This window comes from Pseudomonas fluorescens (genome assembly GCF_005938625.1).
Lineage (GTDB): Bacteria > Pseudomonadota > Gammaproteobacteria > Pseudomonadales > Pseudomonadaceae > Aquipseudomonas > Aquipseudomonas fluorescens_BD.
Genome location: NZ_VCNJ01000022.1, coordinates 120,720 through 141,843 on the forward strand (window position 1 = coordinate 120,720; position 21,124 = coordinate 141,843).

A 21,124-nucleotide genomic window follows, 5' to 3' on the forward strand; every position below is an offset into this window, starting at 1 on the left:
GTGTCTCTGATCGCTTCTGACCACTTCCGCATCGTTGTCGGCCTCGGCAAGAGCGGCATGTCCCTGGTTCGCTTCCTGGCGAACCGGGGCACGTCGTTTGCCGTGGCGGACACGCGGGAAAATCCACCGGAACTGGCCACGCTCAAGCGTGACTATCCGCACGTGGAAGTGCGTTGTGGCGAGCTGGACGTCGAATTCCTCTGCCGTGCCGACGAGCTCTACGTGAGCCCCGGCCTGGCGCTGGCGACCCCGGCCCTGCAAGCCGCGGCGGCCCGTGGCGTCAAACTCTCCGGCGACATCGAGCTGTTCGCGCGTAACGCGCAGGCGCCGATCGTGGCCATCAGCGGTTCCAACGCGAAAAGCACCGTCACCACCCTGGTCGGCGAGATGGCGGCTGCGGCCGGCAAACGCGTCGCCGTCGGCGGCAACCTTGGCACCCCGGCGCTGGATCTGCTCAGCGACGACGTCGAGCTGTACGTGATGGAACTGTCGAGTTTCCAGCTGGAAACCACCGACCAGCTCAACGCCGAAGTGGCGACCGTGCTGAACATCAGCGAAGACCACATGGATCGCTACAGCGGTCTGCCGGCGTACCACCTGGCCAAGCACCGGATCTTCCGTGGCGCGAAGCAGTTCGTGGTCAATCGGCAGGACGCGCTGAGCCGTCCGTTGATGGGCGAGGGCCAGCCGTGCTGGACCTTCGGCCTGACCAAACCGGATTTCAAGGCATTCGGTATCCGTGAAGAAGAGGGCGAGAAATACCTGGCCTTCGAATTCCAGAACCTGATGCCAGTGCGCGAGTTGAAGATTCGCGGCGCACACAACCAGTCCAACGCCCTCGCGGCGCTGGCGTTGGGGCATGCCGTGGGCTTGCCGTTCGACGCCATGCTCTCGGCGTTGCGCACCTTCGCCGGCCTCGAACATCGCTGCCAGTGGGTGCGTGATCTCGACGGCGTGGCGTACTACAACGATTCGAAAGCGACCAACGTCGGCGCCGCTCTGGCCGCCATCGAAGGCTTGGGCGCGGACATCGACGGCAAGGTCATCCTGATCGCCGGCGGTGATGGCAAGGGTGCCGAATTCAACGATTTGCGTGATCCGGTGGCGGCCAACTGCCGCGCCGTGATCCTGATGGGCCGCGACTCCGACAAGATCGGCGAAGCGATTGGCGATGCCGTGCCATTGATTCGTGCGACCTCGCTGGTCGACGCCGTTGCGCAATGCCGCGCCGCCGCCCAGCCGGGTGATGTGGTGCTGCTGTCGCCGGCCTGCGCCAGTTTCGACATGTTCAAGAATTACGAAGACCGTGGTCACCAGTTCGTCCGCGCTGTGGAGGAATTGGCATGAGCCTGCGCAATATCATCAAACCGTATCCGTCGCCGATCATCACCGGACGCGGTATCGACCTCGATTTCCCGATGCTCGCCGGTTGCCTGGCGCTGCTTGGTCTCGGGTTGATCATGATTGCCTCGGCGTCCACGGAAGTCGCGGCGGCGCAGTCGGGCAGCCCGCTGTATTACATGATTCGCCACCTTATTTATGTGGTACTCGGACTGGGCGCGTGCATCGTCACGATGATGATTCCGATCGCCACCTGGCAGCGCCTCGGCTGGCTGATGCTGATCGGTGCGTTCGGCTTGCTGGTAATGGTGATCATCCCGGGCATCGGTCGCGAAGTGAACGGCTCGATGCGCTGGATCGGTTTCAGCTTCTTCAACGTGCAGCCTTCGGAAATCGCCAAAGTATTCGTGGTGATCTACCTCGCCGGTTATCTGGTGCGGCGTCAGAAGGAAGTGCGCGAGAGCTGGATGGGCTTCTTCAAGCCATTCATCGTGCTGCTGCCGATGGCCGGTCTGTTGCTGATGGAGCCGGACTTCGGGGCCACCGTAGTAATGATGGGTGCAGCAGCGGCGATGCTATTCCTCGGCGGGGTCGGGCTGTTCCGCTTCTCGCTGATGGTGGTGTTGGCGGTCGGGGCCGTGGTCTTGCTGATTCAAATGCAGCCGTATCGAATGGCGCGTCTGACCAACTTCGCTGACCCGTGGGCCGACCAGTTCGGCGCTGGCTATCAGCTGTCGCAAGCCTTGATCGCCTTCGGTCGCGGTGAATGGCTCGGCGTCGGCTTGGGCAACAGCGTGCAGAAGCAGTTCTACCTGCCGGAAGCGCACACCGACTTCGTGTTCTCGGTACTGGCTGAAGAACTCGGCGCCGTTGGTTCGCTGTGCACCGTCGCGCTGTTCGTGTTCGTGTGTATTCGCGGCATGTACATCGGCTTGTGGGCGGAGAAAGCCAAACAGTTCTTCGCCGCTTACGTGGCTTACGGTCTGTCGTTCCTGTGGATTGGTCAGTTCCTGATCAACATCGGTGTGAACGTCGGCCTGCTGCCAACCAAAGGTCTGACCTTGCCGTTCCTCAGTTATGGCGGTAGCTCGTTGGTGATCTGCTGTGCCTGCCTCGGTTTGTTATTGAGGATTGAGTGGGAGAGTCGAACCCACCTGGGCAGTGAAGAGATGGAATTCCATGAGAGCGACTTCGCCGAGGAGCCGAATCATGGGCGCTAACGTATTGATCATGGCCGGCGGAACCGGCGGCCACGTGTTCCCGGCGCTGGCTTGTGCCCGCGAGTTTCAGGCGCGCGGCTACACCGTGCACTGGCTCGGCACGCCACGCGGAATTGAAAATGAACTGGTGCCGGCCGCAGGTCTTGAACTGCACCGTATCAACGCCACGGGTCTGCGCGGCAAGGGCAAGCTATCGCTGCTCAAGGCGCCGTTCATGCTGCTGAAATCGGTGTGGCAGGCGCGGGCGATCATTCGTCGCTTGAAGCCGGTGTGCGTGGTTGGCTTCGGTGGTTATGTGACCGGCCCCGGTGGTCTTGCCGCGAAACTGGCCGGCGTGCCGGTGATCGTTCACGAGCAGAACGCCGTTGCTGGCACCGCCAATCGGTTGCTGGTGCCGTTCGCCGCCCGGGTGTGTGAAGCGTTCCCGGACACCTTTACTCTGTCGGACACCCGCCGTACCACCGGAAACCCGGTGCGCAGCGAGCTGTTCCTCGACACATCGCGACCAGCCCTGGCCGGTCGCAAAGCGCGTTTGCTGATCCTTGGCGGAAGCCTTGGCGCAGAACCGTTGAACAAGTTGCTGCCTGAAGCCCTGGCCCAAGTCGCTGCCGATTTGCGCCCGGAAGTGTTTCATCAGGCCGGCAAAAACCACGATGAAGTGACTGCAGAGCGCTACCGCGCCGCCGGCGTCGATGCGCAGGTGCAGCCGTTCATCAAAGACATGGCCCAGGCCTATGGCTGGGCTGACCTGGTGGTGTGCCGCGCAGGCGCGTTGACCATCAGTGAGCTGGCTGCCGCCGGTCTGCCCTCGATGCTGGTGCCTTTGCCCCACGCGATCGACGATCACCAGACCCGCAACGCCGATTATTTGGCCCGTGAAGGCGCTGCCTTCCTGATGCCGCAAAGAACGACTGGTGCCGCGGACCTTGCCGCGCGCCTGACAGAGGTCTTGATGCAACCGCAACGACTCGAAGATATGGCCCAAGCGGCCCGCCGTCTGGCGAAACCTGATGCCACCCGTAGCGTGGTCGATACCTGTCTGGAGGTGGCTCATGGTTGAGAATCAGAAAGCCATGCCGCAACCGGAAATGCGCCGCATCCGTCGCATCCACTTCGTCGGCATCGGCGGCGTGGGCATGTGCGGGATTGCCGAAGTGTTGTTGAACCTGGGCTATGAAGTCTCTGGTTCCGACCTGAAAGCCTCGCCGGTCACCGAGCGTCTGGAATCGTTCGGCGCGCAGATTTTCATCGGTCACCGTGCCGAGAACGCCGCGACCGCCGACGTGCTGGTGGTGTCGAGCGCTGTGAACACCTCCAACCCGGAAGTCGCGACTGCGCTTGAGCGTCGCATTCCAGTGGTGCCGCGTGCCGAAATGCTCGCCGAACTGATGCGCTATCGCCACGGTATCGCCGTCGCCGGCACCCACGGCAAAACCACCACCACCAGCCTGATCGCTTCGGTGTTCGCCGCTGGTGGTCTGGACCCGACGTTCGTCATCGGTGGCCGTCTGAATGCCGCGGGCACCAATGCCCAGCTCGGCACCAGCCGTTACCTGATCGCCGAAGCCGATGAAAGCGATGCGAGTTTCCTGCACCTGCAACCGCTGGTGGCCGTGGTCACCAACATCGACGCCGACCACATGGCGACCTACGACGGTGACTTCAACAAACTGAAGAAAACCTTCGTCGAATTCCTGCACAACCTGCCGTTCTACGGTTTGGCGGTGATGTGCCTGGACGATCCGGTGGTGCGCGAAATCCTCCCGCAGGTGAAACGTCCGACCGTGACCTACGGCTTTAGCGAAGACGCTGACGTCCGCGCGATCAATATTCGTCAGCAAGGCATGCAGACCTTCTTCACCGTGTTGCGCCCGGATCGTGAGCCGCTGGACGTGTCGGTGAACATGCCCGGCAACCACAACGTACTCAATTCGCTGGCGACCATTTGCATCGCCACCGACGAAGGCGTCAGCGATGAAGCCATCGTTCAGGGCCTCTCTGGCTTCCAGGGTGTCGGTCGACGCTTCCAGGTCTACGGCGAACTGCCGGTGGACGGCGGCAACGTGATGCTGGTCGATGACTACGGTCACCACCCGACCGAAGTCGCCGCCGTGATCAAAGCCGTACGCGGTGGCTGGCCGGAGCGCCGTCTGGTGATGGTTTACCAGCCGCACCGTTACAGCCGCACCCGCGACCTCTACGACGATTTCGTCAATGTACTGGCCGACGCCAACGTGCTGCTGCTGATGGAAGTCTATCCGGCCGGCGAAGAGCCGATTCCGGGCGCCGACAGCCGCAAGCTGTGCAACAGCATTCGCCAGCGCGGTCAACTCGACCCGATCTACATCGAGCGTGGCGTCGATCTGGCACCGCTGGTCAAGCCACTGCTGCGTGCCGGCGACATCCTGCTGTGTCAGGGCGCCGGTGATATCGGCGGTCTCGCGCCGAAGCTGTTGAAAAGTGAATTGTTCGCTGGCGCCGTGGCGGCGTCGGTCGAGGGGAAGTTGAAATGACTGCTGCCTACGCCAACCTGTTCTCCACCATCGCGCCGAAAGACTTCGGCCGCGTCGCCGTGCTCTTTGGCGGCCTGAGTGCCGAGCGTGAGGTGTCGCTGAAATCCGGTAACGCCGTGCTCGACGCGCTGCAAAGCGCTGGCGTGGACGCGTTTGGCATCGACGTTGGCGAGGACATTCTGCAACGTCTGCTCAGCGAAAAGATCGACCGCGCCTTCATCATTCTTCACGGCCGTGGCGGTGAAGACGGCTCCATGCAGGGCCTGCTCGAAGTGGCGGGCATTCCGTACACCGGCAGCGGCATTCTGGCTTCCGCACTGGCGATGGACAAACTGCGCACCAAACAGGTCTGGCACAGCCTCGGTATTCCGACGCCGCGTCACGCCGTGCTGTGCAGCGAAGCCGATTGTATTTCTGCGGCGACGGAACTGGGCTTCCCTTTGATCGTCAAACCGGCGCATGAAGGTTCAAGTATCGGGATGGCCAAAGTGAGTTCTGCGTCCGAGTTGATCGACGCATGGAAAGCGGCCAGTACCTACGATTCGCAAGTCTTGGTTGAGCAATGGATTCAAGGTCCGGAGTTCACCATCGCCACCCTGCGTGACCAGGTGTTGCCTCCAATCGCCCTGGGTACACCGCACACGTTTTACGACTACGACGCCAAGTACATCGCCAACGATACCCAGTACCGCATTCCGTGCGGGCTGGATGCCGCCAAGGAACAGGAACTCATGGATCTCACGGCCAAGGCCAGTGAGGCGCTGGGGATTGCCGGTTGGGGCAGGGCGGACGTGATGCAGGATGCCGACGGGCAGTTCTGGTTCCTCGAAGTGAACACCGCTCCGGGCATGACCGATCACAGTCTGGTGCCGATGGCGGCCCGTGCGGCCGGTCTGAATTTCCAGCAACTGGTTCTGGCCATTCTGGCCGCCAGTGTTGAAGACGCTCGAGGTTAAGACGATGCAAGGCGCTCAGCTCCGACATCAGCCTCCCGCACCCGGCCGCAAGCCGGTGCCACGGGGTGCCAGCCGAATGGTGGCGAAAGAGCCGATGTCCGCGCGCCTGCCGAAAGCCAATTTCAGCTTTCTGAAGAGCCTGTTCTGGCCGGTGCTGTTGGTGGTGCTGGGCTTTGGTACTTACGAAGGTGCAACGCGATTGCTGCCGTACGCCGACCGGCCGATCACCAAGATCGCCGTGCAGGGCGACCTGAGCTACATCAGCCAGCAAGCAGTGCAGCAGCGGATCGCGCCGTACGTGGCGTCGAGCTTTTTCACCATCGACCTGGCCGGCATGCGCACCGAGCTTGAGCAGATGCCGTGGATCGCCCACGCCGAAGTTCGGCGGGTATGGCCGGACCAGGTTGTGATCCGCCTTGAAGAACAACTGCCAGTGGCGCGTTGGGGCGACGAGTCGTTACTGAACAACCAGGGCCAGGCGTTTACGCCCAAGGAGCTGGCGAACTACGAACACCTGCCACAGCTGTTCGGTCCACAACGGGCTCAGCAGCAAGTGATGCAGCAGTATCAGGTGCTGAGCCAGATGCTGCGGCCGTTGGGCTTCTCGATTGCACGCCTGGAACTGCGTGAACGCGGGAGCTGGTTCCTGACCACCGGTGCCGGCAGTTCTGGCCCCGGCATCGAGTTGCTGCTGGGACGCGGCAACCTGGTGGAAAAGATGCGCCGCTTCATCGCCATCTATGACAAGACACTTAAAGACCAGATTACGAACATTGCGCGCATCGATCTGCGCTACGCCAACGGCCTCGCTGTTGGCTGGCGGGAACCAGTAGCGCCGACGACAGCCCAACCCGCTGTCGCAAAGAATTAAGAAGAGGCAGGACCCATGGCAAACGTGCAAAGCGGCAAAATGATCGTCGGTCTCGATATCGGCACCTCCAAGGTGGTGGCGCTGGTCGGCGAGGTCTCCGACGACGGCTCGCTGGAAATCGTCGGGATCGGTACCCATCCGTCCCGTGGCCTGAAGAAGGGCGTGGTGGTCAACATCGAATCCACCGTGCAATCGATCCAGCGCGCGATCGAAGAAGCCCAACTGATGGCGGGCTGCCGCATTCACTCGGCGTTCGTCGGCGTGGCGGGCAATCACATCCGCAGCCTGAACTCCCACGGCATCGTTGCGATCCGTGATCGTGAAGTCAGCTCGGCCGACCTTGAGCGCGTGCTCGACGCCGCTCAAGCCGTGGCGATCCCGGCTGACCAGCGCGTGCTGCACACCCTGCCGCAGGATTACGTGATCGATAACCAGGAAGGCGTGCGCGAGCCATTGGGCATGTCCGGCGTGCGTCTGGAAGCCAAGGTTCACGTGGTCACCTGCGCCGTCAACGCTGCACAGAACATTGAAAAATGCGTGCGTCGCTGCGGTCTGGAAATCGACGACATCATTCTCGAGCAACTGGCTTCGGCCTACTCGGTACTGACCGACGACGAGAAAGAGCTGGGCGTGTGCCTGGTCGACATCGGCGGCGGCACCACCGACATCGCGATCTTCACTGAAGGCGCGATCCGCCACACCGCGGTGATCCCGATTGCCGGTGATCAGGTGACCAACGACATCGCCATGGCGTTGCGCACCCCGACCCAGTACGCCGAAGAAATCAAGATTCGTTACGCCTGCGCTTTGGCGAAACTGGCCGGTGCCGGTGAAACCATCAAAGTGCCAAGCGTTGGCGACCGTCCACCGCGCGAACTGTCGCGTCAGGCCCTGGCCGAAGTGGTCGAGCCGCGTTACGACGAACTGTTCACGCTGATTCAGGCAGAACTGCGTCGCAGCGGCTACGAAGACCTGATCCCGGCCGGCATCGTCCTGACCGGCGGTACTTCGAAGATGGAAGGCGCCACTGAACTGGCCGAAGAAATCTTCCACATGCCGGTACGCCTCGGCGTGCCGCACGGCGTCAAAGGTCTGGATGACGTAGTGCGCAACCCGATTTATTCCACTGGCGTTGGCTTGTTGATGTACGGCCTGCAAAAGCAGTCCGACGGGGTTTCGTTCTCTGGCATCGGCAGCCGCGACAGCTACAGCAACGAAGAGCCACAGGCGCCGTTGCTGGACCGATTGAAGAAGTGGGTTCAAGGCAACTTTTAAAAGCAGCTCGAAGCGTCAAGCTTCAAGCGGCAAGCAGTAGCAGTAGATGCACCGCAACAAAAAAGCAGTAGGCGAAAAAACTAGAGAATGTAAGGAGAGGGAAAATGTTCGAACTCGTAGACAACATCCCCGCAAGCCCGGTAATCAAAGTTATCGGTGTTGGCGGTGGCGGCGGCAACGCTGTCAATCACATGGTCAAGAGCAACATCGAAGGCGTTGAATTCATCTGCGCCAACACTGATGCTCAAGCGCTGAAAAACATCGGCGCGCGTACCATTCTGCAACTAGGCACCGGCGTGACCAAAGGTCTGGGCGCCGGCGCCAACCCTGAAGTAGGTCGTCAGGCCGCTCTCGAAGACCGTGAGCGCATTGCCGAAGTCCTGCAGGGCACCAACATGGTGTTCATCACCACTGGCATGGGCGGCGGCACCGGTACCGGTGCTGCGCCGATCATCGCCGAAGTGGCCAAGGAAATGGGCATTCTGACCGTTGCTGTAGTAACGCGTCCGTTCCCGTTCGAAGGCCGCAAGCGTATGCAGATCGCCGACGAAGGCATCCGCATGCTCTCGGAAAGCGTCGACTCGTTGATCACTATTCCTAACGAGAAGCTGCTGACCATCCTCGGTAAAGACGCAAGCCTCTTGTCGGCTTTCGCCAAGGCTGACGATGTACTGGCCGGTGCCGTTCGCGGTATTTCCGACATCATCAAGCGTCCGGGCATGATCAACGTCGACTTCGCCGACGTACGTACCGTGATGAGCGAAATGGGCATGGCGATGATGGGCACTGGCTGCGCCAGCGGTCCGAACCGTGCACGTGAAGCCACCGAAGCGGCGATCCGCAACCCGTTGCTGGAAGACGTGAACCTGCAAGGCGCACGCGGCATCCTGGTGAACATCACCGCCGGTCCTGACCTGTCTCTGGGTGAGTACTCCGACGTGGGTTCGATCATCGAAGCCTTCGCTTCCGAGCACGCGATGGTCAAGGTCGGTACCGTTATCGATCCGGACATGCGCGACGAGCTGCACGTGACTGTGGTTGCCACCGGTCTGGGCGCGAAAATCGAGAAGCCTGTCAAGGTCATCGACAACACCGTTCACACCTCCATGGCTTCCGCCCAGGTGCAACAACCGGCTGCGGCCCGTCAGGAAGCGCCAGCGGTGAACTACCGTGACCTGGACCGTCCGACCGTCATGCGCAACCAGGCTCAGGCCGGTGCTGCGGCTGCCGCGAAGATGAATCCGCAAGATGATCTGGACTACCTGGACATCCCGGCTTTCCTGCGTCGTCAGGCCGATTGATGGAATGTATCAGGGCTATGAAGGTGATTGGTGTTCAGCAAAGGCATGGTCTGCTATCATCGCCAGCCTTTGTTGATACCAGTTCGCAATTTGCGCTGAAGCGGCCCAAGCCATGATTAAACAACGCACACTGAAAAATATTATCCGTGCCACAGGTGTAGGCCTGCACTCCGGTGAGAAGGTCTATCTGACCCTCAAGCCTGCGCCTGTCGACACTGGCATTGTGTTTTGTCGCGCTGACCTCGACCCTGTGGTGCAGATTCCTGCCCGCGCGGAAAACGTCGGTGAAACCACTATGTCGACGACGCTAATTAACGGCGACGTCAAAGTGGACACGGTAGAGCACTTGCTCTCGGCCATGGCTGGCCTGGGCATCGATAACGCCTACGTCGAGCTCTCCGCGTCCGAAGTCCCGATCATGGATGGCAGCGCTGGACCCTTCGTATTCCTGATTCAATCGGCAGGCCTGGAAGAACAGGACGCCGCCAAGAAATTCATCCGCATCCTGCGTGAAGTGACAGTGGAAGACGGCGACAAGCGCGCCACTTTCGTCCCTTTCGAAGGGTTCAAGGTGAGCTTCGAGATCGATTTCGATCACCCGGTATTCCGGGACCGCACCCAGAGTGCAAGCGTGGACTTTTCCAGCACTTCGTTCGTAAAAGAAGTCAGCCGCGCCCGTACCTTTGGTTTCATGAGTGATATCGAGTACCTGCGCAAGCACAACCTCGCACTCGGCGGCAGCGTTGAAAACGCAATCGTGGTCGATGCCGATGGCGTGTTGAACGAAGACGGTCTTCGCTATGAAGACGAATTCGTGAAGCACAAGATCCTCGATGCCATTGGCGATCTGTATCTGCTGGGTAACAGCCTGATTGGTGAGTTCAAAGGCTTCAAGTCCGGTCATGCACTGAACAACCAGCTGTTGCGCAAGTTGATTGAGCAAACAGATGCTTGGGAAGTAGTGACGTTCGAAGACGCCAGTACCGCACCAATCTCTTACATGCGCCCGGTTGCGGCAGTGTAAGTAAAAAACCTCTCTAGTTTTTTGAAGGCCATCCTCGGATGGCCTTTTTTTATGCCCTTTTAAAATCAAAAAATCGCAGCCTTCGGCAGCTCCTACAGGGTGATCGCATTCTCATCTAGGAGCTGCCGAAGGCTGCGATCTTTTGATCTTAATAGCTGACGACGCGGTTACGCCCACCTTCCTTGGCCTGATACAACGCCTTGTCCGCCGCAAACAGCAACTGCTCCAGCGTCATCTCGCTCGCCGCCGTCCATGTGGCGATGCCAATACTCACCGTCATCGGCCGCTCGGCCCCGTCGACCAACGGCAACTGCTCCACCGCCTGACGAATATGCTCGGCGATCTGTTGCGCACCATGACCGTCGGTCTCGGCGAGAATCACCGAAAACTCCTCGCCGCCATAACGCGCGACCAGATCCGCCGGTCGCCGGACATTTTCAGTGATGACACGGGCCAGCGTCTTCAGCGCCTGATCCCCGCCCTGATGCCCATGCCGGTCATTGAATGCCTTGAAGTGATCGGCATCGATCATCATCACCGACAGCGGTTTGCCTGAGCGTTGGGCGCGAAACCACTCGTGACGCAGGGCCTGATCGAGCATGCGTCGATTGGCTACGCCCGTCAGTGCATCGGTGGCGGCCAGTTGCGCCAGTTCTCGCTCGGCCCGTTGGCGCAAGCGCAGCTCGCGGGCCAGCAGCCAGGTCAGCCACAGCAAACCCGCGCACAACACGCCTGTGGCGCCGCTGATCAACAGGGCGGTACGACGCCACGTCCCGAACACCTCGTCGCTGGACAGCGCGACCATCACGATCAACGGAAGATTGCCGACCCGCGAATAGGTATAGAGACGTTGCTGATGGTCGATGCTCGAAACGCTGTTGAAACTGCCATTGCCACTCTTGTCGCGCAGAATCCGTATGACGTTGGGCCGGTTGCCGAAGCTTTTGCCGATGGAGTCGCTTTGCAGGTAGGGCTTTTGCGCCAGCAGGACGCCGTCGTTGTCGATGATGTTCAACGTGCTGTCTTTACCGATGTCGAGGCTGTTGAACAATTGGTCGAAGTAGTCGAGTTTCATCGACGCCACGGCCACGCCGGCGAACTCACCGGTTTGCGAGGAGATCCGTCGACTGAAGCTGATCCGCCACTGGTTGGCTTCATCGCAGTCGCAACGGGTTTTGAACGGACGGCTGATAAACATGCCGACATCGCGGTTGAACGCGTGGGCGAGGAAGTAATCGCGGTCGGCAAAGTTGCCCGGTTTCGGTTCGATTCGCGAAGAATCGGCGAGCACATTTCCGTGCTTGTCGAGCAACAGAATGTCGCCCTTGAAGCGCGCCGTGGTGGAGCGGTCGAACAGCGCCAGATGACGGATCTGCGGAGAGACATCTTGCAGGTCATCGCGTTGGGCGGCGGTGATCAGGCCTTGCAGGGTCAGGTCGTACAACTCGACCGTGCGCAGCACATCGGCGTCGATCAGTTGCGCGATGGTGGTGGCGCTGCGGGTCGCCGATTCCTGAGCGTTGGCGTGCTCGCGGATCAGCAGGAACGTGACGATGCACAGAATCGCGATCACGGTCAGCGAACTGCCGCAGATCAGCAGCAACTCGGGGCGTCCGGTCTTGCCCGCAACGGGTGGGGTACGGCTCGCGATCATGATTGGGCTGTCGGTTGAGGGAAGTCTTATAAGCGTAGTTGCACGAGTTCAGTGACGGTATTCCACTGTGGGAGCGAGCTCGCTCCCACAGTGTTGGTAATTGTTTGAGCTATCGGAGTCAGTCTGCTTAGCGCCGATCTTAGAAGACGTTGATCGGGTAGTCGATGATCACGCGGTATTCATCTGCATCCGAATCAATCACGCCGTAGCCGTTGCCGCCACGGTTGGTTGCCCATTGCAGGTGCACCGCCAGATCCTTGGCCTGACCGCTCTGCACCACGTACTGCAAATCGAGATCGCGCTCCCAATGCTTGGCGTTGCGGCCCTCGGCTCTGTACCAGTTGGAATAGCCTTTGCTGTCGGCGTCAACCTTGGTCAGGTCCACAGTGCCGCGCGAGTAAGACACAGACGAGGTCAGTCCAGGTACGCCGACACCGGCGAAGTCGTAGGCGTATTTGAGCTTCCACGAGCGCTCGTTCGGGCCGTTGAAATCGGAATACTGCTGGGAGTTGTCGAGGTAAACGCTGTCGCCCTGGCTGATGTAGTCGAACGGCGTGTTGCCGTTGACCCGCTGATACGCGGCAGTAACGCTGTGATTACCGACGCCAACGGTGAAATGCAGGCTGTAGGTGTTGTTGTCGATGTTGCCCAGCAACGCATCCCCGGTGTCCTGCGTGTGATAGAAGTGCAGGCCCGGGTTGAGGCTGACCAGATCGTTCAACTGCCACGTGTAGTCGAGGTCGTAGTAGTACTGGTTCCAGATGTCCTTCAGCTCGGACGCATAAAGACTGCTGGTCAGACCGTCGACACCGCTCCAGGCCACGCCGGCCCAGTTCAGATGCTGACTCTCATCGCCATCAGCCAATGTCCCGTAGGAAGTGCCAATGCGGGTGTGACCGCTCTGGTTGTACGGCTTGGTGAAACTCGCTTGGCCGCCTTCGATCAACCAGCCGTCGAAGCTGTGGTTGGTCAGGCTCACACCACGGAAAGTCTGCGGCAGCATGCGCGTTTCACCGCCGGCAATCACTGGGTTGGTGAGAAACAGATCACCAGCCTTCAACTCGGTATCGAACGCGCGAATTTTCAGCGTGCCACCGGCGGTTGAGAAAGCTCCCGGTGCTTTGCCGCCACTCTCTCTGACCGGCAGGATGCTCGAACCGTCGGTGCCGCCACCACCGTCGAGTTTCAGCCCGAGCATCGCGTGGGCGTCAATGCCGAAACCGACCGTGCCTTCGGTGTAACCCGACTTGAAAACCCCGAGAAAGCCTTGGCCCCACTCGATGTTGTCGTCCGCTTTCTGCAAGTGGTTGCGATTCATATAGTAGTTGCGGGCGTTAAGGTTGAGGCTCGAGCCTTCGACGAAGCCTTCGTTGGCAGGCTCGTCGGCGTGGGCGGTGGGGGCAATCGTTGCGGCAATTGCAATGAACAGCGGGGTGAAGCGAACTGGGTAACGCACGTGCGATGGAGCTCCTTGGGTCAACTGGCGCCTCTTTATTTTGAGGCGCTCGATGTTTCTTGTTGTTACAGACGAACCAAACGGCTTTCAGACCACAACGAAAAAAGGCCGCTGAAAGGCAGCGGCCTGGAATGACGACGGTTGAACGGGAAGAGCCAAACAACCGCGTCGAGGGAAACGTTGGCGCGGTGCGCGACTCAGCTGTCTTTCTCGGATGCTTGAGCCTGGGAAGTGGCAGCCTGCGGGGCTTGCGTGGCGTCTTGCGTCTTGGCCATCACTTCGGCCTGATACTGATCGTAGGCCTGCGCGCGAGCGACATTGTGCGCCACGAACGACTGCGATTCTTCGGCCATCGCCATCGGCGACAGGATCAATGAGGACAAAACGAACGCGCTGGCAATACCCATACTGTTGGACATCTTGAAAACCTTCTCGCTTGGCGAGTGCTGTTTGGTGCGGGCAAAGATAAGGTTGCCTGGCGTTGGGAAACAGCGTGATTTTCATAAATGACTGTTGCGCAGGAGGTAAAAGTCGAAGTTCGCGGTGTAGCCAAGAGCAACCCCCTCACCCCAGCCCTCTCCCCCAAGGGGGCGAGGGGGAAAGGGAGCAGACCGGGGGCTTTTCAAAGCTTGAGTTCGACTCGAGCGTTCAGGTCGGTGTAATTCGAGAGAACAACTCGGTCAGTGCGAGGGGAAGGGAGCAGATCTTCAGGCTTTTCAAGGCCTGAGTTCGACTGGATATTTCAGGTCGGTGTACCTTGAAAGAACAACGCGGTCAGTCCCCTCTCCCTATGGGCGGTCCGACGTTTCGGGAGGGTTAGGGTGAGAGGCTTTTCAGACCGGTAAATGAATCCCGAAGGTATTCATCCCGCGATCACTGCGCACAAACACATCTCCACCATGCATCAGCGCAATCGCCTTGACGATCGCCAGCCCCAAGCCATGGTTATTACCGCTGTTACTGCGCGACGCATCGACCCGATAAAAGCGCTCGAACAACCGTGGCAAATGCTCACTGGAAATCGGCGAACCGGGGTTGGCCACTCCGATACTCACCTGATGCGCTTCAACCTCAATTCGCACCTCGATCACCTGACCCGCGCCGGTGTGCTGCACCGCATTGCTCAGCAAATTAATCAACGCCCGGCGCAAATGCGCGACCTCGATCTGCACCTGCGCATCCCCGCTGACCTGCACCTGAACCTGCGCATCTTCAAGAACGAAATCCAGATATTCCAGCGTTGTCGCCACCTCATCAGCCAGCGAAGTCGAGGTGAGCTTGGTCGCCTTGTTGCCCTGATCGGCACTGGCCAGAAACAACATGTCGTTGATGATCGAACGCAGCCGTTCCAGCTCTTCCAGATTCGATTGCAGCACTTCAAAGTAATGCTCTGCAGAGCGCCCGCGAGTCAGCGCCACTTGCGTCTGGCCGATGAGATTGGTCAGCGGCGAACGCAGCTCATGGGCGACGTCGGCGTTGAACGATTCCAGCCGCGAGTAGGCCTGTTCGACCCGTTCCAGCGTCGAGTTGAACGAGTCGACAAACTGCTCCAGCTCCGGTGGCAAAGGCGACAAACGCAAGCGCCCGGCGCGTAGGGGGGGCGCCAGTCGTTGAGCCTCGTGGGACAGTTTGATCAGCGGTTTGAGACCAATCCGCGCCACCCAATAACCCAGTGCCGAGGCCATCAGCACACCGACAATCGCCAGCCCGATCAGCGCGATCAGCAAATTGTGCTGAGTCTCATGAAACGTCTCGGTATCGATGCCGATCATGAAGCGTAGCGGCGGACGCTGATCCTTGGCCGGCAACTCGGTCAACAACACTTTCAGCGGATAAGGATGCTCGGGCAACTGCAGGTCATGCATGCCCAGCGGCCCTTGGGCGAACGCGCGAATCACCGCATCCGGTTGACCATACTCGTAACCCGGATCGCCACTCACCACCCAGAAACGAATGCGTTTGTCCTCTTCGCCGAGCAGTTTCAACTTGGCGTTGATCTTCACCCAATGCTCCGGCGTGCCGAAGCGATTGAGCGCCGATTCGAGCACGCTGTAGCGCGCATCCAGCTCGGCTTCCGGGAGCAATCCCAAGCCTTTGTCGACCTGTTGATACAACGCGCCGCCGATCAACAGAAACACCAGCAGCGCTACCAGCGTGAACATTCCACTGAGGCGCAGGGCAATCGAGTTACTGGACACCACGGCTCTCCAGCACATAACCCATGCCGCGAATGGTGTGCAGCAGCTTCTCGTCAAACGGCCCGTCGAGCTTGGCGCGCAGGCGTTTGATCGCGACTTCGACGACGTTGGCGTCGCTGTCGAAATTGATGTCCCAGACCATCTCGGCAATCGCGGTTTTCGAGAGGATTTCACCTTGCCGGCGGGCCAACACGCTCAACAGCGAGAACTCTTTAGCGGTTAGATCCAGTCGGGTTCCGGCGCGGGTCGCCTTGCGGCTGATCAAATCTATCCACAGGTCGGCGATGCTTACTTGCACCGGTTCGTGGCCGCCGCTGCGCCGGGTCAGCGCTTGCAGGCGCGCGACCAGTTCGAGGAAGGAAAACGGTTTGCCGAGGTAATCGTCGGCCCCGTCGCGCAGGCCTTTGATGCGGTCTTCGACGCGCTCGCGGGCGGTGAGCATGATCACCGGGGTCTGCTTGCGTGCACGCAACGCGCGCAAAACGCCGAAGCCATCGAGGCCCGGCAACATGACGTCGAGGACGATCACCGCGTAGTCACTCTCCAGCGCCAGATGCAGGCCTTCGACGCCGTCGCGGGCCAGGTCCACGGTGTAACCCTGTTCCGTCAGACCGCGGTGCAAATAGTCCGCGGTTTTTTCCTCGTCTTCGATAATCAGAACGCGCATGACCCTGCCTCAGTCTGTGGTCGCCAACGCTGGTGCGGGCGCTGGTTTGGGCCTGTGGAACAGCCGCTCGAGCCACAAGTATATGACCGGAGTGGTAAACAACGTCAGCATCTGGCTGACCAGCAAACCGCCCACCACCGCGATACCCAGCGGCTGGCGCAGTTCGGCGCCGGTGCCGTAGCCGAGCATCAGCGGCAGCGCGCCGAGCAGGGCGGCGAGGGTGGTCATGATGATCGGCCGGAACCGCGTGATGCACGCTTCGAAAATCGCATCCTGAGGTGATAAGCCTCGGTGGCGCTGGGCTTCCAATGCGAAGTCGATCATCAGGATGCCGTTCTTCTTGACGATACCGATCAGCAACACCAGGCCGATCAAGGCCATGATTGAGAAATCCTGGCCGCAAATCCACAGCATGATCACCGCGCCCAAACCCGCCGCCGGCAACGTCGAAATGATCGTCAGCGGATGTACGAAGCTTTCATAAAGCACACCGAGAATGATGTACACCGCCACCAGCGCCGCGAGAATCAGCCACGGCTGACTGGCCAGCGAACTCTGGAATGCCTGTGCCGCGCCCTGGAAGTTGCCACTGATCGCCGTCGGCATGCCGATCTCGGCTTTGGCCTGGTTGAGCAGAATCACCGCATCACCCAACGCCACGCCGGGCGCGAGGTTGAACGACAGGTTGGCGGCGGGGAACATGCCGTCGTGGGCAATCGACAACGGGCCAATGGTCGGCGCGTCGAATTTGGCCAGCGCCGACAGCGGCACCATCTCGCCACTCAGCGGCGAGCGCAGGTAGAAATAGTTGAGGCTTTCGGCCTTGCCGCGCTGCTTGGTGTCCAGCTCCAGAATCACGTTGTACTGGTTGACCTGGGTCTGGAATTCATTGATCTGCCGCTGGCCGAAGGCGTCGTACAACGCCTCGTCAACATCGCTGGCGGTCAGGCCGAAACGCGCGGCGGCGCTGCGGTCGATGCTGATGTGGGTGATGCTGCCGCCCAGTTGCAGGTCGTTGGAAATGTCGCGGAACGCCGGATTGCTGCGCAGTTTTTCGGTGAGGCGTTGCGTCCATGTGGCGAGCGTCGCGCCGTCGTTGCTCTTGAGTACGTATTGGTACTGCGCGCGGCTCGGGCCAGAGCTGAGGTTGATGTCCTGGCCGGCGCGCAGGTAGAGGACGATGCCGGGGACTTTCATCAGTTGCGGGCGAATGCGGTCGATGAACTGACTGGCTGAAACGTCGCGGTCGCCACGTTTTTTCAGGGCAATCCAGAAACGGCCATTGGCGATGGTCTGGTTACTGCCGGACACGCCGACCGAGTGGGAAAACGCCTGCACGGCCGGATCGGCGGCGACGATTTCGGCCATGGCCAAGTGTTTTTTCACCATGTCGCCGTAGGAAATATCCGCAGCTGCTTCAGTGGTGCCGAGGACGAAACCGGTGTCCTGCACCGGGAAGAAACCTTTGGGGATAAAGATGTAACCACCGATGGCCAAAGCGAGCGACAGACCGAATACGCCGATCATCAGTTTCTGATGGGCAAGGGCGCGGCGCAGGCCTCGTTCGTACCAGCCGAGCAAACGTTCGCTGAAGCCCGGTTTGGCGTGGGCGTGATGCACCGGTTTGCGCATGAACAGCGCGGCCAGCGTCGGCGCCAACGTCAGCGACACCACCACGGAAATCATGATGGTCGAGGTCGCAGTCAGGGCGAATTCCTTGAACAGACGCCCGACCACACCGCCCATGAACAGCAGCGGAATAAACGCCGCCACCAGCGAGAAACTGATCGAGACCACGGTGAAACCGATTTCGCCGGCGCCCTTGATTGCGGCTTCACGCATATCGTCGCCGGCCTCCAGATGGCGGTGGATGTTTTCCACCACCACGATCGCATCGTCGACGACGAAGCCGACCGCGACGACGATCGCCACCAGCGTCAGGTTGTTCAGGCTGAAACCGAGGATGTACATCAAGGCGAAACTAGCGATCAGCGATACGCCGAGTACCGCCGATACAATCAGAGTCGCCGACAGCTGGCGCAGGAACAGCGCCATCACTGCCACCACCAGCATGATCGCGATCAACAGGGTGATTTCGACTTCATGCAGCGAGGCACGAATGGTCTGGGTGCGGTCGATCAGGGTTTTCACCTGCACCGATGCCGGCAGCATGGCTTCGAGGCCGGGCAGGGCGGCTTGAATGCGGTCGACCGTTTCTACGATGTTGGCGCCGGGCTGGCGCGAGATCACCAGGTTCACACCGGGTTGATCGCCGGCCCAGGCTTGCACGTAGGCATCTTCCGAACCGTTGACGACTTTGGCGACATCGCGCAGGTGAACCGGGGCGCCATCCTTGTAGGAAACGATGAGTTGGCTGTAATCCTCGGGGTGGAACAACTGGTCGTTGGTCGACAGTGTCGAGATGCTTGATTCGCCGTACAGCGCACCTTTGGCGAGGTTGAGGCTGGTCTGCTGGATGGCCAGACGAATGTCGGCGAGGGTCAGGCCGATCGCCGCGAGTTTGTCTGCCGAGGCTTGCACGCGGATCGCCGGACGTTGCTGGCCGGTGATGTTGATTTGTCCTACGCCGTCGATCTGACTGATCTGACGCGAGAGCAGGGTTTCCACCAGGTCGCTGAGTTCGGTGCCGGGCATTTGCGTCGAACTGACGCTGAGGATCAGCACCGGGCTGTCGGCCGGGTTGACCTTCTTCCAGGTGGGCAGCGTCGGCATGTCTTTGGGCAGTTTGCCGGCGGCGGTGTTGATCGCGGCTTGGACTTCTTGCGCGGCAGTGTCGATGCTTTTATCGAGGGTGAATTGCAGGGTCAAAAGGCTGGAGCCGAGCGCACTGCTGGAGGTCATCTGGGTCATGCCGGGGATGGCACTGAATTGCACCTCCAGCGGCGTGGCCACGGACGAGGCCATGGTGTCGGGGCTGGCGCCGGGCAACTGCGCGGAGACTTGGATCGTAGGAAATTCCGCTTCCGGCAGTGGGGCGATTGGTAGACGGGGGAAGGCAATTGCGCCGACCAATACCAGTGCGATGGTCAGCAGAATTGTCGCCACCGGGTGATCGATGCACCACGTAGAGACGCCTTTGTGCGCCTTCATGGTTTCGGCTCCGCTTGCACCACCTGCGCCGGCTCGGTCATCACTTGCACGGTGGAACCGGGCTTGAGCCGCGACTGGCCGTCGGTGACCAGCACGTCACCGGCCTTCACGCCTTTGATGATGTCCTGGCCGCTGCCTTGGTAAACCATCTGTACTTGCACGGCTTCGACTTTGTCGCCGTTCACCCGGTAAACGAAGTGTTGGTCGAGACCACGTTGTACGACTGTCGGCGGGACGACCAGCGCATCTTTGTCGAGGGCTGTCTGAATTTTTACCGTGACCAGCAGGCCGGGCCAGAGCTTCTGGCTGGCGTTGGCGAATTCGGCTTTGGCGCGGATGGTGCCGGTGTTGGCGTTGATCTGGTTGTCGATCAGGGTCAGGTGACCTTCGCCGAGCAGGTTGCCGGTTTCGCCATCGGTGTCGGCGCCGATGTAGGCCTTGACCTGCGCGCGTTGCGGGTCGTTGATCAGGCCTTGCAGGGTCGGCAGCATTTGCTGCGGCAGGGAGAACTCGACGGCAATCGGGTCGATCTGAGTGACGGTGAACAGGCCGGCGGTGTCGGTCATGCGCAGGAAGTTGCCTTCGTCGACTGTGCGAATACCGACGCGGCCGGTGACGGGGGAGCGGATCTGCGTGTAGGAAAGTTGTACCTGCGCCGCGTCAATCGACGCCTGGTTGCCTTGGGCGGTGGCCTTCAATTGGTTGACCAGGGCTTGTTGCTGGTCGTAGGTCTGTTTCGAGATGCCGTCGTCGACGGTGAGCAGTTTGTAGCGTTTGAGGTTGACCAGGGCGACTTGCAGTTGTGCCTGGCTTTCGCCCAGTTGGGCGCGGGTCTGGTCGAGGCTGGCGCGGATGGAGCGGTCGTCGATGGTGGCCAGCAGGTCGCCTGCTTTGACGAGTTGGCCTTCTTTGACGAGGATTTTGGTGAGGATGCCGTCGATCTGGGGGCGCACTACGACGCTGTGTAATGAGAGTACGGAGCCGATGCCGCTGGTGTAGCGGGGGACGTCTTTTTCGCTGACCGCTATGACTCGCACCGGGATGGCTGTGGGGGGGGCGAGTTTGGTCGGGGCGGGTTTCAGGGCGTACCACAGACCTGCGCCTGCGAGGACGATCAATAGGGTGGCGAGCAGGGCTTTGTTCTTTTGGATTCGCATGCGGGGTGGGCGCCGGACGGAGTTTGGGCAGGGTTAGGGTCTTTATAAACTTGTTTGGGGGTCAGGAGGGTGACGGCTAGCTGTCGGCGCTGTCAGTTTCGTTGGGTGTATATCCGTTGCTGCGGTAACGGCGGCTTAGGGTTCCGCCCTTACGGCGGGTCACTTTTGACAAACGCCTCAAAAGTAACCAAAAACGCTTGCTCCTACGTGCGGCCCGCTCGCTGGGGCTCGGGGTTCCTTCGCTCCGGGATCGATCCGGGCGCAGCGCCTACGGTTTGCTTCGCTGCACCTACTCCCAATGTGATTGACTTCGCCAAACGGTCGCTACACTCCCACACCCGGATCAACCCCTCCACTCAGCCTTCCGACGACACCTAATA

Annotated in this window: 16 protein-coding genes; 9 read left to right on the forward strand and 7 right to left on the reverse strand. The window is 60.4% G+C overall.

The annotated features are described in order from the left end of the window. From murD to lpxC, 9 genes are all read left to right on the forward strand, one after another. A complete protein-coding gene (gene murD, locus FGA82_RS14465) occupies window positions 1-1,347 on the forward strand; it encodes a UDP-N-acetylmuramoyl-L-alanine--D-glutamate ligase (RefSeq protein WP_141127579.1) in 1,347 nt (448 codons plus the stop codon). Beyond that, the gene (ftsW, locus tag FGA82_RS14470) at window positions 1,344-2,561 is read left to right on the forward strand and encodes a putative lipid II flippase FtsW (protein WP_007916996.1); all 1,218 of its coding nucleotides are present in this window, start codon (window positions 1,344-1,346) and stop codon (window positions 2,559-2,561) included. The genes murD and ftsW overlap by 4 nt, the downstream gene beginning before the upstream one ends. After that, complete coding sequence (gene murG, locus FGA82_RS14475; protein ID WP_064392864.1) at window positions 2,551-3,621, forward strand: undecaprenyldiphospho-muramoylpentapeptide beta-N-acetylglucosaminyltransferase; 1,071 nt, start codon at window positions 2,551-2,553, stop codon at window positions 3,619-3,621. The genes ftsW and murG overlap by 11 nt, the downstream gene beginning before the upstream one ends. Further along, window positions 3,614-5,074, forward strand: a complete 1,461-nt coding sequence (murC, locus tag FGA82_RS14480) for a UDP-N-acetylmuramate--L-alanine ligase (RefSeq protein WP_141127580.1) — start codon at window positions 3,614-3,616, stop codon at window positions 5,072-5,074. The genes murG and murC overlap by 8 nt, the downstream gene beginning before the upstream one ends. Beyond that, window positions 5,071-6,030, forward strand: coding sequence for a D-alanine--D-alanine ligase (locus FGA82_RS14485; protein ID WP_141127581.1), 960 nt, complete (start codon window positions 5,071-5,073; stop codon window positions 6,028-6,030). Before murC ends, FGA82_RS14485 begins: the two co-directional genes overlap by 4 nt. A 4-nt stretch (window positions 6,031-6,034) precedes the next feature. Next, window positions 6,035-6,901 (forward strand): cell division protein FtsQ/DivIB, encoded by an 867-nt coding sequence (locus FGA82_RS14490; protein WP_007916989.1) that lies wholly within the window; start codon window positions 6,035-6,037, stop codon window positions 6,899-6,901. A 15-nt stretch (window positions 6,902-6,916) separates the two neighbouring features. Continuing rightward, the gene (ftsA, locus tag FGA82_RS14495; RefSeq protein WP_007916987.1) at window positions 6,917-8,176 is read left to right on the forward strand and encodes a cell division protein FtsA; all 1,260 of its coding nucleotides are present in this window, start codon (window positions 6,917-6,919) and stop codon (window positions 8,174-8,176) included. Window positions 8,177-8,280: 104 nt separating this feature from the next. Next, window positions 8,281-9,477: a cell division protein FtsZ gene (ftsZ, locus tag FGA82_RS14500; protein WP_007916986.1), complete on the forward strand. Its 1,197-nt coding sequence runs from the start codon at window positions 8,281-8,283 to the stop codon at window positions 9,475-9,477. Window positions 9,478-9,589: 112 nt separating this feature from the next. Further along, window positions 9,590-10,501: a UDP-3-O-acyl-N-acetylglucosamine deacetylase gene (lpxC, locus tag FGA82_RS14505; RefSeq protein ID WP_007916984.1), complete on the forward strand. Its 912-nt coding sequence runs from the start codon at window positions 9,590-9,592 to the stop codon at window positions 10,499-10,501. A 148-nt stretch (window positions 10,502-10,649) separates the two neighbouring features. Here the strand turns inward: lpxC and FGA82_RS14510 are convergent, their stop codons facing one another. The 7 genes from FGA82_RS14510 to FGA82_RS14540 all read right to left on the reverse strand — a co-directional run bounded on the left by FGA82_RS14510 (window position 10,650) and on the right by FGA82_RS14540 (window position 20,744). Next, window positions 10,650-12,155, reverse strand: a complete 1,506-nt coding sequence (locus FGA82_RS14510; protein WP_141127582.1) for a sensor domain-containing diguanylate cyclase — start codon at window positions 12,153-12,155, stop codon at window positions 10,650-10,652. 139 nt (window positions 12,156-12,294) lie between these two features. Next, a complete protein-coding gene (locus FGA82_RS14515) occupies window positions 12,295-13,611 on the reverse strand; it encodes an OprD family porin (protein ID WP_141127583.1) in 1,317 nt (438 codons plus the stop codon). Window positions 13,612-13,808: 197 nt separating this feature from the next. Continuing rightward, window positions 13,809-14,030: a hypothetical protein gene (locus tag FGA82_RS14520; protein ID WP_141127584.1), complete on the reverse strand. Its 222-nt coding sequence runs from the start codon at window positions 14,028-14,030 to the stop codon at window positions 13,809-13,811. Window positions 14,031-14,444: 414 nt separating this feature from the next. Beyond that, window positions 14,445-15,809, reverse strand: a complete 1,365-nt coding sequence (locus FGA82_RS14525) for a heavy metal sensor histidine kinase (RefSeq protein WP_141127585.1) — start codon at window positions 15,807-15,809, stop codon at window positions 14,445-14,447. Beyond that, a complete protein-coding gene (locus FGA82_RS14530; protein ID WP_007916978.1) occupies window positions 15,799-16,476 on the reverse strand; it encodes a heavy metal response regulator transcription factor in 678 nt (225 codons plus the stop codon). Before FGA82_RS14530 ends, FGA82_RS14525 begins: the two co-directional genes overlap by 11 nt. 9 nt (window positions 16,477-16,485) lie before the next feature. Beyond that, window positions 16,486-19,587, reverse strand: coding sequence for a multidrug efflux RND transporter permease subunit (locus FGA82_RS14535; protein ID WP_141127586.1), 3,102 nt, complete (start codon window positions 19,585-19,587; stop codon window positions 16,486-16,488). After that, entirely contained in the window at window positions 19,584-20,744 is a 1,161-nt protein-coding gene (locus FGA82_RS14540; protein WP_141127587.1) for an efflux RND transporter periplasmic adaptor subunit, read from the reverse strand. The genes FGA82_RS14535 and FGA82_RS14540 overlap by 4 nt, the downstream gene beginning before the upstream one ends. Between the last annotated feature and the right edge of the window lie 380 nt (window positions 20,745-21,124).

Bases quoted from the DNA above. Each gene is read 5' to 3' on its own strand.
- ftsW (WP_007916996.1), top strand. From the start codon at position 1,344: ATGAGCCTGCGCAATATCATCAAACCGTATCCGTCGCCGATCATCACC.
- murG (WP_064392864.1), top strand. From the start codon at position 2,551: ATGGGCGCTAACGTATTGATCATGGCCGGCGGAACCGGCGGCCACGTG.
- murC (WP_141127580.1), top strand. From the start codon at position 3,614: ATGGTTGAGAATCAGAAAGCCATGCCGCAACCGGAAATGCGCCGCATC.
- FGA82_RS14485 (WP_141127581.1), top strand. From the start codon at position 5,071: ATGACTGCTGCCTACGCCAACCTGTTCTCCACCATCGCGCCGAAAGAC.
- FGA82_RS14490 (WP_007916989.1), top strand. From the start codon at position 6,035: ATGCAAGGCGCTCAGCTCCGACATCAGCCTCCCGCACCCGGCCGCAAG.
- ftsA (WP_007916987.1), top strand. From the start codon at position 6,917: ATGGCAAACGTGCAAAGCGGCAAAATGATCGTCGGTCTCGATATCGGC.
- ftsZ (WP_007916986.1), top strand. From the start codon at position 8,281: ATGTTCGAACTCGTAGACAACATCCCCGCAAGCCCGGTAATCAAAGTT.
- lpxC (WP_007916984.1), top strand. From the start codon at position 9,590: ATGATTAAACAACGCACACTGAAAAATATTATCCGTGCCACAGGTGTA.
- FGA82_RS14510 (WP_141127582.1), bottom strand. From the start codon at position 12,155: ATGATCGCGAGCCGTACCCCACCCGTTGCGGGCAAGACCGGACGCCCC.
- FGA82_RS14520 (WP_141127584.1), bottom strand. From the start codon at position 14,030: ATGTCCAACAGTATGGGTATTGCCAGCGCGTTCGTTTTGTCCTCATTG.
- FGA82_RS14530 (WP_007916978.1), bottom strand. From the start codon at position 16,476: ATGCGCGTTCTGATTATCGAAGACGAGGAAAAAACCGCGGACTATTTG.
- FGA82_RS14535 (WP_141127586.1), bottom strand. From the start codon at position 19,587: ATGAAGGCGCACAAAGGCGTCTCTACGTGGTGCATCGATCACCCGGTG.
- FGA82_RS14540 (WP_141127587.1), bottom strand. From the start codon at position 20,744: ATGCGAATCCAAAAGAACAAAGCCCTGCTCGCCACCCTATTGATCGTC.